Raw genomic sequence first — 10543 nt, 5'->3', positions numbered from 1 at the left:
CTTCGTCGGTGCCTTCCGGCTCGGTCTCGGTGGCCTCGAGGCCAGCGAGGATCTCCTTGATGCGGTCGATCGAGGACAGGATCAGCGTGACGGCCTCGGCCTTGACCGGCATGCCGTCGCGGAACTTGCCCATCAAGGTCTCGCCGGCATGGGCGAGCGCCTCCAGCCGCGGCAGGCCGAGAAAGCCGCAGGTGCCCTTGATGGTGTGGACCAAGCGGAAGATGTTATCCAGGATCTTCGCGTCGCTCGGGTCCTGCTCGAACCGCACCAACTGATTGTCGACCGTATCCAGGCTCTCATTGGTCTCCGTCAGGAACTCCCGCAACAGGTCATCCATATGAGTAGCCTTTTACAAATTCAGGTATCAGTCGCCGATCATGGTAAGATTCCAGTTTCACGGCCGCGTTAATTTCACCGTCCGTGCTAATACGGATAAGGTGATGTCGCGATGAGCCGCAGCGTTGACGTTTGCAGCCAACGTGAGACTCGCGACGGCAAACGGCCGTCGATACCAAATGGTGCTGTTATGGAAGGGCGCGCAGCGCAGGTCGACGCGACCAGGCCGCGGGCAGTTCGTCTTCGCGTTTCATCAGCTTCCGTATTTACCTGAGCGCCTTTTGGCGCGTTCCGGCAACAACGAGCTTGGTCAACGAATTCACATAAAAACGGCGGGGAGACCCCCGCCGTTTTGATCTTGTATCTGGCTGCTTATTAGCGGAGCAGCTGCAGCACGCTCTGCTGCGACTGGTTGGCCAGCGCCAGCGCGGACACCGCGATCGACTGGCGGGTCGACAGCGCCTGGCTGTTCGCCGCTTCCTCGTTAGTGTCGGCCAGCGTCAGGTTCGACGAGCCGGTCTGCAGCACGTTGATCAGGTTCTTGTTGAAATCCTGACGGATCTGCACGATCGACAGGTTCGAACCGAAGGCCGAAGCCTGCGAGCGCAGCGTGGACGACGCGCCGTTAAGCGCCGTCACGATCTCATTGATCGCAGCGTTGTCCTTGAAGGCGCCCGTGCTCAGGACATCGAGGCCGAGGCCGGCCGGGTTGAAGTTGACGCCCTGAATGCTCAGCGTCGACTTGCCGGTTTCGTTGAAGGTCAGCTTCAGAGTATCGCCGCCGAGCAGGTTGACGCCGTTGAAGGACGCGTCCTGCGAGGTGGTGGTGATCTGATTGATGATGTTGTTGTACTGGGTGACCAGGTTATCACGGGTCAGCTTAGCATCTGCGTCAACAACCGGAGCCGGAGCCGTGGTGCCGGCAGCGAACGCCTGGCTGGCGCCGACCGCGGAACCGGTGATCGCACCGATCGTGGCCGAAGCCGCTTCGTTCGTCGTGGTGATCGTCAGCTTGCCAGACACGAAAGTGGCCTGCAGGTTGTTGGCGGCGAGGGCCTCGTTCAGCTCGTTGAGCGAGGAGACGCGGCCGGGAGCCGAGCCGAACACGATATCGGTGGCAACGCCGCCGCCAGTCGCACCGATCTTCAGGGTCTTGCCTTCCAGCACACCCGGGACAGTCGTGCGGGCCTGGGTCACGCCGCCTGCCAGACCGAGCGAGCTGAGAGCTGCAGCGTTGCTGCTGGTCAGCGACAGATCGCTCAGCGCGCCGGTGTTCAGCGTGATCCTGCCGCCCGAGATGGTCGACGCCGTTGACGAGCCGGTCAGACCGTCGATCTTCGCCAGCAAGCCGGTGACGTCGCTGTCAATCTTGATTTGGTTCGGATCGTTGCCGATCGTGTTCGCGGCCACGAAGGTCAGCGTCTTGCCGTTGACGGTGATGGTGTCACCCACCGAGAAGCCGTTCGCAAGCGAAGCAGCCGTGCCGTCGCCGGCGCTCAGCTTGGTGGTGCCGGCCAGGGCACCGGCCGTCACGGCGCCACCGCCACGAGTGGCGGTGCTGGCACCGGCGCCGTCGATGCCGAGCTTGTCGAGCACGTTTGCGGAGCCGGTCACGACGAGGTCGGCGGCCGTACCGGACCTCAGAGTGATGATGCCGCCCGCTACCGTCGATGCGTTGGCTGGGGTCGCGTTGCCCGACAGGGTGTCGATCGCCGCGACCAAATCGCTCAGCGTGGTGCCGATACCCAGCGTATAGGCGTTGGTGCCTGTATTGACGAGGCCATTCGCGCCCGCCTGGAACGTGATCGTCTTCCCGTTGACAGTCAGCGAGTCGTTAGCCTGGATCGCGTTGGCGGCGCCGCCGGCGCCGGCGTTGTCGGTCAGGGCCGACAGCAGCGTCGAACCACTCGCGTTGGTGGCCGCGCCCGAATAGAGCTGGGCGCCTGCAGTCGCCGCAGTGCTGGTATACGCAGCGCGCTGCGGAGCGACAGTACCGGTGAATGCGGCGTTGGTCGGCGCCTGATCGGCGACGAGATTGTCGGCCGTTGCGCCGTCGATCACGACGGACGTGAACGACGACTTGGTCGAGTAACCGACCGTCGTCTGCAACGCCTGATTAGCGACAGACTTGGCGGAGTCGACGAGCTTCTGCAGCGAGGTGATGCCGGTATTGGCGGCCTGCAGGACCTGCACGCCGTTGCCGATGCTGTCGAGAAGGTTGTTGATGTCGCTGGCGCGGCTGTCGAGCGAGGCGGCGGTGAAATAGTTGGTGGGATTGTCGAGAGCCGTGTTGACCTTCTTGCCGGTCGAGAGGCGGGACTGCGTAGTCGCGAGAAGATCAGCGGTCGACTGGAGGGAGAGGAGGTTCTGGCGAACCGACGCGGAGAGGACAATGCCTGACATGTCTATTTCCTTCTGGGTTTGAGGTCAATTCTTTGACCTTCGCATCGATACCCGCCAGAATTTAACAAGGCCTCAACGCGCAGGCTCACATTCGATGGAACGGGGTGAGACCCGTACTGGTACGGTAACGGTATCGCGGCTTGCTTAACGAATGGATAAGCTGCAGTCCGTCTGAACGGACGAGACGAGGGCTCAGATCGAAGCTCTCCGAGCATGCGGGCGATCGCGGTGGCTCGAGGGCCACGTGCAGGAAGTCCGGCACCGGCGTCGAGATTGGCAAAGGCTATCCCGACATCGCGACCACTGGGATCGTCGGTGCGCGCTCGTGGCATGTCCTGATCAATTCGAAGCCGCCCAGACCATGGGAACGTCATCGACGATGAGAACGCCGCGCCGCGGCGTCGGACGCACTCTCTTTATCTATATGGGCTATACGGGATAGGCCCATATGGCCCGGGTTCCGCGCGGTTCAAACTCCGCCGGCGCGAGCGAAGCCCGAATTGCCCGGCCAAGAGCTGCCTGCCCGGCGTCCTGGGACAAGGGTCCGGCCTGCGGCGCCAAGCGGGGTCTAGTCCCGCAAAGCTCCGATGCCGCGTTGATCGTGTGCGTCCATTTTGCCAATTTTTCTTGCCAATAAAGTATGCAAGGGTCATCCTGCATCTCGGATCGTGCGCGTTAGGCGCCAGAGACCGGTTTGGCCTGTAAGGCAGGAGGCTGCCTTGGATTCAGCCCCTCGTTCTCCCAATGGATTCTTGTCCTCGCTGACCGCGGACGACTTCGAACTGGTTCGTCCGCATCTGCGCGCTGCCGATCTCAACCAGGACATGGTGCTGGTCGAGGTCGACGAAACGCTCAAACGTGCGTATCTCCCGCACAAGGGTGTGATCTCGCTGGTCGTCAAGCTCGCGCGCGGCGAGCATGTCCAGATCGCGATGATCGGCCGCGACAGCATCTTTGGTGCATTCGCCGCGCTCGGCGACGCCGTTGCGCTGAATACCGCCGAGGTGCTGGTGCCCGGCGCCGCCTCGACGATCGATCTCGAACAGCTTCGCAGTGCCGCCGACCAGAGTGCGACGTTGCGTACTGCACTGGTGCGGCACGGCCTCGCCGTCTATGCGCAGATCCAGCAGACGGCCGGCTGCAATGCCTCGCACACGGTGGAGTCACGGCTGGCGCGCTGCCTGCTGCATACGCGCGACCTTTCCGGCAGCGACAAGATCGTCCTGACCCAGGAAGCGATGGCCCAGATGATCGGCGCTCGCCGCAACAGCGTTTCGCTGGTGGCCAACACGCTACAGCAGGCGAACTTCATCCACTACAGCCGCGGACATATCGAAATCACCAACGTGGACGGCCTGATCAAGACGTCCTGCGAGTGCTACGCGACGGTCAAGGCGCAGTACACGCGGCTGCTGCATCCGCGCATCCACTCCGCGGCCGCCTGATCGCCTCCGACCCGACAGCGATCGTGGGTCCGAATCTGTGGTACACGTCGCATGATCGTTGCGCGCCAGGATTGCGCCACACCCCCAACGCTCACCGTAATACTACGGCCAAATGACGTTTCGGATTGCATCGAGTTAACGCGCTGTTCAACGAGCCCTGATAGTTGTCACGATGCTGACGGGTGCAGGCTCGAGAAGAAGCAATCGAGGCTCTTTCGCGTACCACGCGCATTCACCTGTGTTCGGCGGCTTGCTGTTTGCGCGGAGTACGAACATGGCTTTTGATCTGTCGATGCCGATCCTGGTGGTCGATGACTACAGCACCATGATCCGCATCATCCGCAATCTTCTCAAGCAGCTCGGTTTCGAGAATGTCGACGAGGCCAGTGACGGATCGGCCGCGCTCGCCAAGATGCAAACCAAGCGATACGGCCTCGTGATCTCAGACTGGAACATGGAGCCGATGACCGGCTACGATCTGCTCAAGGAAGTCCGGGCGAGCCCGGAATTCTCCAAGACGCCTTTCATCATGATCACGGCGGAATCCAAGACTGAAAACGTAATCGCCGCGAAGAAAGCCGGCGTCAACAATTACATCGTCAAGCCGTTCAACGCCGCGACCCTGAGGACCAAGATGGAAGCGGTGTTTCCGGACGCAGCCGGCTGACACTGCGCCGGTCATCGTCCAGATCGGGCGCGTCCGCTCGCCCTCGTCACTACGGACATCTCGGCAAACCTCCCGAGGACTCCGCTCAGCGGGCGCTTCGATTCGCGCTGCAGATGCGACTTAGCCGTACTTCTACGGTTTGAGATTTTCACTTCCGGATAACGTTGACTGACGGATAATTGCGTGGACCAAGGGAGTGCCCTCATGTTCACGTTTGAAACGAGCGATCAGAAGGAAGTGCGGCGTTTCCGTATCGCCCAGTTCAACGGCAGGACCGCAACCGTGCGTTCCGCCGGATCAGTGGTCACCGGCCATGTTCGATCGATCGTCGAAAACAAATCGAGCATCCCGACCGCCTGGACCATCACGATCATTCCGGAACAGCCCAGGCCGGCGCTTTCGATGCGGCCCGCATCGCGCGCTCGTTCCTTCGCGGAAGATTTCTGCTGAAGCGCGGGACGAACGATCCAGCGGATTCGTCCGCCCTTTCTGTATCAGGCACATCGACGATTTGAGGCTGCGCGCCCGGCCATGCTTCGCAGGCGATTGCTTCAGAAAAATCAGGCAGGCTGCAGCAGCGCCTTGCGCACCAGATCCGCGGTATTTCGGGCGCCGAGCTTGCGCATAGCCTCGGCGCGGTGGCTCTCGAATGTCCTCGGGCTGATATTCATCCGCAACGCGCCCTGCTTGTTCGAGCAACCCTCGCTGATCAGGCTCAACACCTCGCGCTCGCGTTTGGTGAGCGGCTTCCGTCCGGATTCGGGGGTGAGCGTCAGGCCCGACCTGCGGGCGCCGTCCGCAATGCGGCTGACATGGCCTTCTCCTGCTTGCTTGCAAACGTCCGAGCCCGATGCCGGATAGCCGTCCGACATCTGCTTCACCAAAGCGCAAATCCGTTCGGTTTGCTGAAGCGCGTTCTCGACCACCTGTTGCAGGTAGAGCCGGTTGCCGGGCGCCTGCGAAAACTGGTGGCTGTGCTGCTTGATCTCGTTCATGTAGAGCAGGAGCGCCGTCAGCGGGCCGTTCAACTGCCGGGCAATTGCGGCGCCCGCCTCTTCCGCGGCACGCGAGCGCGCAGCGGACAGCTGGACGATCTCAGGATTCTCTTCCAGAGGCGTGATGCTTTCCATCCACTTCGTGAAGTGCGAATCAGCGGCGCTTTGGTCGTTTTTTGACATATAACTATTTTATCTGGCCCCCGCTCTTTCATGGTTAATTTCCCCACCGGTAAGAATACGGAGAGGCTGGTCTGCTTGTTGTCAAAATGGGCCATAAATCCCGGTAAATCGGGGCTCGGAGCTGACTCTTTCTGAGCGAATTGCACGATCCAAAGGTAAATTCAGTAGCGAGTTACTACCGTACTTTCACGGTAGCACCATTTGGTTTGTTAATATGTCTCAACCAGCCCGCGTTCTCTTTTGCCCCGACGGCGACCCGATCGGCGTCGCCGCGCACGAGAAGTCTCAGCAGCAGTAGACGTCAGGCCGCAAGGAGCGCCTTCCGCTCCCCTACCCGCGCGATGGATTGCTCGATTGCCGAACCGGACAGGATTCCGTCGCGCAGGTTTTCCAGGATGTATTCAGCCGTTCCGGCCATCTCCTGTTCCTGATCGAACAGGTTGTTGCCGATGCAAAGCATGTCCATGCCCGCTTGCAGCGATTGCAGGCTGGCCTCGCGCGTGCCGAGCGCCTTCTGCAAGCCCCGCATCTGCATGTCGTCGGTGATCAGGAGCGTATCCGGAAGGCGGCTGCGCAAACGGCTTAGCCCCACCGCAGACAACGTCATCGGACGTTCGTCCCATTGCCTGACAATGGCATGGCTGACGAGTGCCGCATTGCCGAACATCTTTGGTGCGAGTGAGTAGAAGAGTTCTTCCTGCTCAGGCGGTAGCACACCGGAAATATCCATGAATTCCTGATGCGAATCCACAACCGCGCCACCGATGCCGGGGAAATGTTTCAGGCAAAGGCCGATGCGTTGCGCCCGCGCCACCTCGCTTGCGAGCACCGCATTGGCTTCCACTTCGGCGATATCGGCCGAGTAGGAGCGCTTGATCTTGCCGATGTTCGGATTGTCGGGATTGTAGTCGACATCGATGACAGGCGCGAAATCATAGTGGATGCCGAGTTGCCGCATCTCGGCAAAACTCGCGGCGAGGATCGAGCGCTTCTGATCAGGCGCAAGAAGATTGAATTCCTTTGCGCTCGGCAAGGGCGCAAAGCCGCGGCTGTCTTTCAGCCGCCGCACCAGCCCGCCTTCCTGGTCGATGAATACCATCGGCGCGGAAGGCAGCGCTGATATCTCCGCGCAAAGGCGCTGTACCTGTTCCGGCGATTCGATGTTGTTGTCGTAGGCCTGCGTCCGGCAGGAATAGTCGAACAGAATCACGCCGCCGAGACCATAGCTCGCCGCGAACGCCTTCAACCAATCCGGGATGATCTTGCCGAAGAAGCCGAGGATGAAGAGTTCGCCGATGGGCATGGTGATCGCCTCAATATCGTGCGCTCAAGCGTGGCCATTCAACAAACTATCGGACCGCGCATGAGAATCGGTTCACATCGCCTGGGTGACATTGATCACATCGTATCGCAAGGGGCGCCTCTAGGGTTGCGGCAAGGCAGGGCGATCCCCGCGCTGCACACCCAGGAGATATTCGATGACTAGCATCAAGAAGATCATTCCGGCCGCGATCGGCGCTCTGGCGCTGGCCGCGACATCTCTGATGATCCCAAGCCAGGCTTTCGCAGGCGGTCGCGGCCACGGACACGGCCATCACGGACATGGTCACCATGGCCATCATGGACACCACGGTCATCACGGACATGGCCATGGTCATTTCTGGCACGGCCATCATCACCACCATCGCCATCTCTTCGTGTACAACAGCTGCTGGAAATGGACCCCCTACGGCATGGTCAACGTCTGCTACCGCTACTGATCTCGCCATGGAGAGAATTCGCCCGGGCGCAAGGCTCGGGCGAATTTTATCTATACTCATGCAGGCTACACCCTGCTCCCAGCTCGCCCTCGAGCGTCGCTATAGAGTTCCGATCGGACAACTTGTCGAAAGCCGTATCCTGACGCCGCTCGGCATGCATTCGACGCTGATCCCCGAACGCGGGCGGGACAACCGCGCGATCATGCCGCCCGAGCTACTGCGGAAAACCGTCCAGGGTTACTCCGATCAGGGCACGCCGATCGGCCCTCCCGGAAACCAGCAGAGCTATTTCGCTTTTCCGGGCACCGGACAGATGTTCTCCACCCGCGCGACCTCGTCACCTTCATGGCTGCCTGCATCGGCGGCAACGTGGCCGATCCGCAGTTGCGCGAGGCCCTGCGAATGACCAGCGCGAGGCATTCCATATCGATCAGGAGTTCGGACAAGCGATGGCTTGGGAAGATATAGATCTTGGCGACCTTGCCAATGTCGACGATCCGAGCGGTCTCAAATCGTAATCAGCGCAGCGTCGACACATTGTCTTGATGGGTTCAGCCGCAGCGAGCCGGAATGTGATGGGTCGCACATTTTTCGGCGCCGGGCTGGGCTAAGGTCCTGTTCGCGAGAGGCGCTGTGGAGAGACTTCCCGCACCCGCCGCTCGACGCCTTTCCGGCATGAACAAACAAAGCTGAAAGCGTGGACCATGCGGCGCATCCCAAATTACCGATCGATCAACCCGATCTCAAACCGATCTTTGCGGCCGGAATTTCGTTACGCGATTCGGCAGGCCATGAAGCAAGCCGCTGTCGTGCTTGCCTGCCTCGCTGTGTTGATCGACTTCCGCACCGCGCTTGCCAGTCCGACCTCCGATCGGGAAATGGCCAATCGCTACGAGCAGTCAGCGCAAGCCGGCGATGATGATGCCCAGTTCTATCTCGGTGCTCTCCATTCTGCAGGCGTCGGCCGGCCGCGCAGCGACGGAGAGGCATTTCGCTGGTTCCTGAGCGCCGCTAATCAGGGACATCCGCACGCGATGCTGATCGTTGCCGGCCTTTACGCCACTGGGCGCGGCACAACGAAGGACAATGTGAAGGCCTATAGCTGGGCCCACATCGTCGCGTCGGCGAGCAAGGTTGAGGAGTATCGCGACGGCGCGCGGCAACTGATGTCGCTGCTGATGAAGAAGATGACGAGCGATGAGATCGGCCATGCCGTCGTCGCTGCAAGGGCCTGGCGTGCCGCTCGGATCTCCGGCGCAATCAAGGCATCGAATATTGAAAGGGCTGCGGACAGCGAGTCGGATCAACCCGCGCCGGCCGCGCCCCCGCCTGCCCCTGCCGTCGTGCAGCCGGCGCCCGCCGCAACGTCAGCGCCCGTGGTGGCGCAACAGGCGCCGTCCAACGTCACGGTATTGCCTGCTTCTCCCAAGGTCGCGTCGGCGCCGCCGGCGAAGAGCGCGAAAAGAGACGACGTGCGCGATCTGATGGACCAGGTTCCATCAGGCTTGCGCAAGCGGTTTGGCTTCTGAGCAACGGGGCACGCCATGAAACTGAAGCATTTCGTCGCAACCGGCATTCTGGCCATCGCGGCCGCAGGCGCCGGCTATTACGCTTATTCCCGCTTCATTCATCCACCGCTGGTGACCACCAGCATCGCGAGCCTCGCGCCGGTTTCCGAAGCCGTTTACGGAACGGGCACCGTCGAGCCCGAGCGCTGGGCTAAGGTAGTACCGTTGCAGCGCCGCCGGCTGGTCGAGCTGTGCCGATGCGAGGGACAGGTGGTCAAGGCCGGCCAGATCCTCGGCCGCCAGGACGACGCCGAGGAGCGCAGCGCGCTCGAGCAGATGGAAATCAATCGCGGCCAGCTCGAACGTGATCTGGCGCGCGCCGAAAAGGATCGCGACAAGAACGACGCCGCACGCACCGAATACGAGCAGCGCTGGACCAAGCTCGAAGATGCAAAATCGCGGATCGCAGCGCAGAAGGTGCGGCTCGACTCGCTGGTGCTGCGAGCGCCGCTCGACGGCATGGTGCTGCGGCGCGACGGTGAAGTCGGCGAGATCGCCGGTCCCACCGACGTCCTGTTCTGGGTGGGACCGCCTGCCCCGATGCAGGTCGTTGCCGAAATCAACGAGGAGGAGATCAACCGCATCGCCGCCGGACAGAAGGCCTTTCTGCGCAGCGAGGCCTTTCCCGGCAAGGCGCTGCGCGCCAACGTCTCCCAGATTACGCCTAAGGGCGACCCGACCCGCAAGACTTTCCGCGTCTATCTGCGGCTGCCGCAGGATACGCCGCTGCGCATCGGCATGTCGGTCGAAGCTAACATCATCTTCCGCGAAAAGCAGGCGGCGGTCGTCGTGCCGGCCGAGGCTATCACAGGCGATGCGGTTCAGACGATCGACGACGGCCGGATCAGGCGTGTGCCGGTAAAAGTCGGTATCCGCGGCAATCGCAACGTCGAGATCATCGGCGAGGTTTCCAAGGGCACGTCAGTGCTTTCGCCCGCGCGAATTGATCTCGCGGACGGCGCGAGAATTCGCATCGACAGCAGCGTGACCCGGGCAGCGGAGCCGGCGCCCGCGAGCGAACCGGTCGATCAGCCTATCGCAACGCCTGAGGCCACCATGGTCGCATCGGCCAGCCCAGTTCGTTCAGACCCGGATGACGCGGTGATTTCGGCGGCGATGACCGCCCACATCGATTCCGTCGTCAACGACGCGCGCCGCAACCTCATCAGCAACAGCCGGTAGCCGC

General features: G+C 61.7%; 11 protein-coding genes. 7 read left to right on the top strand and 4 right to left on the bottom strand.

Annotated elements, in window-relative coordinates:
• Positions 1-337, bottom strand: a 337-nt coding sequence (locus tag J6524_RS28965) for an Hpt domain-containing protein (protein WP_225676989.1), incomplete at its 3' end; no start/stop codon positions are given.
• A gap of 374 nt (positions 338-711) precedes the next feature.
• Entirely contained in the window at positions 712-2739 is a 2028-nt protein-coding gene (locus J6524_RS28960) for a flagellin N-terminal helical domain-containing protein (protein ID WP_225676987.1), read from the bottom strand.
• A 719-nt stretch (positions 2740-3458) separates the two neighbouring features.
• On the opposite strand from J6524_RS28960, the gene J6524_RS28955 reads away from it, so the two are divergent.
• The 3 genes from J6524_RS28955 (at position 3459) to J6524_RS28945 (ending at position 5301) form a co-directional block, all read left to right on the top strand.
• Positions 3459-4184, top strand: a complete 726-nt coding sequence (locus tag J6524_RS28955; protein WP_225676985.1) for a Crp/Fnr family transcriptional regulator — start codon at positions 3459-3461, stop codon at positions 4182-4184.
• A 274-nt stretch (positions 4185-4458) separates the two neighbouring features.
• Positions 4459-4851 (top strand): response regulator, encoded by a 393-nt coding sequence (locus J6524_RS28950; RefSeq protein WP_225676983.1) that lies wholly within the window; start codon positions 4459-4461, stop codon positions 4849-4851.
• A 204-nt stretch (positions 4852-5055) separates the two neighbouring features.
• A complete protein-coding gene (locus J6524_RS28945; protein WP_225676981.1) occupies positions 5056-5301 on the top strand; it encodes a hypothetical protein in 246 nt (81 codons plus the stop codon).
• A gap of 110 nt (positions 5302-5411) precedes the next feature.
• On the opposite strand, the gene J6524_RS28940 is transcribed toward J6524_RS28945, so the two are convergent.
• Together J6524_RS28940 and J6524_RS28935 are read right to left on the bottom strand one after the other, a co-directional pair.
• A complete protein-coding gene (locus J6524_RS28940) occupies positions 5412-5981 on the bottom strand; it encodes a LuxR C-terminal-related transcriptional regulator (protein WP_376712091.1) in 570 nt (189 codons plus the stop codon).
• Between the two features lie 349 nt (positions 5982-6330).
• Positions 6331-7332: a glycoside hydrolase family 3 N-terminal domain-containing protein gene (locus J6524_RS28935; RefSeq protein ID WP_225676977.1), complete on the bottom strand. Its 1002-nt coding sequence runs from the start codon at positions 7330-7332 to the stop codon at positions 6331-6333.
• Between the two features lie 175 nt (positions 7333-7507).
• Between J6524_RS28935 and J6524_RS28930 the strand changes: the two genes are divergently transcribed.
• From J6524_RS28930 to J6524_RS28915, 4 genes are all read left to right on the top strand, one after another.
• Positions 7508-7789, top strand: a complete 282-nt coding sequence (locus tag J6524_RS28930) for a hypothetical protein (protein ID WP_225676975.1) — start codon at positions 7508-7510, stop codon at positions 7787-7789.
• Between the two features lie 58 nt (positions 7790-7847).
• Positions 7848-8195, top strand: coding sequence for a hypothetical protein (locus tag J6524_RS28925; protein WP_225676973.1), 348 nt, complete (start codon positions 7848-7850; stop codon positions 8193-8195).
• A gap of 385 nt (positions 8196-8580) precedes the next feature.
• Positions 8581-9318, top strand: a complete 738-nt coding sequence (locus J6524_RS28920; protein WP_225676971.1) for a tetratricopeptide repeat protein — start codon at positions 8581-8583, stop codon at positions 9316-9318.
• A gap of 15 nt (positions 9319-9333) precedes the next feature.
• A complete protein-coding gene (locus J6524_RS28915; RefSeq protein ID WP_225676969.1) occupies positions 9334-10539 on the top strand; it encodes an efflux RND transporter periplasmic adaptor subunit in 1206 nt (401 codons plus the stop codon).
• Positions 10540-10543 lie beyond the last annotated feature (4 nt).

This window comes from Bradyrhizobium hereditatis, assembly GCF_020329435.1.
Lineage (GTDB): Bacteria > Pseudomonadota > Alphaproteobacteria > Rhizobiales > Xanthobacteraceae > Bradyrhizobium > Bradyrhizobium hereditatis.
The sequence above is the reverse complement of the archived record's forward strand: the minus strand, read 5'-3'. Positions and strand labels throughout refer to the sequence as shown.

Coding starts and splice junctions, on each gene's coding strand:
- J6524_RS28930 (WP_225676975.1), top strand. CDS start 7,508: ATGACTAGCATCAAGAAGATCATTCCGGCCGCGATCGGCGCTCTGGCG.
- J6524_RS28915 (WP_225676969.1), top strand. CDS start 9,334: ATGAAACTGAAGCATTTCGTCGCAACCGGCATTCTGGCCATCGCGGCC.
- J6524_RS28920 (WP_225676971.1), top strand. CDS start 8,581: ATGAAGCAAGCCGCTGTCGTGCTTGCCTGCCTCGCTGTGTTGATCGAC.
- J6524_RS28925 (WP_225676973.1), top strand. CDS start 7,848: ATGCAGGCTACACCCTGCTCCCAGCTCGCCCTCGAGCGTCGCTATAGA.
- J6524_RS28960 (WP_225676987.1), bottom strand. CDS start 2,739: ATGTCAGGCATTGTCCTCTCCGCGTCGGTTCGCCAGAACCTCCTCTCC.
- J6524_RS28950 (WP_225676983.1), top strand. CDS start 4,459: ATGGCTTTTGATCTGTCGATGCCGATCCTGGTGGTCGATGACTACAGC.
- J6524_RS28940 (WP_376712091.1), bottom strand. CDS start 5,981: ATGGAAAGCATCACGCCTCTGGAAGAGAATCCTGAGATCGTCCAGCTG.
- J6524_RS28945 (WP_225676981.1), top strand. CDS start 5,056: ATGTTCACGTTTGAAACGAGCGATCAGAAGGAAGTGCGGCGTTTCCGT.
- J6524_RS28935 (WP_225676977.1), bottom strand. CDS start 7,332: ATGCCCATCGGCGAACTCTTCATCCTCGGCTTCTTCGGCAAGATCATC.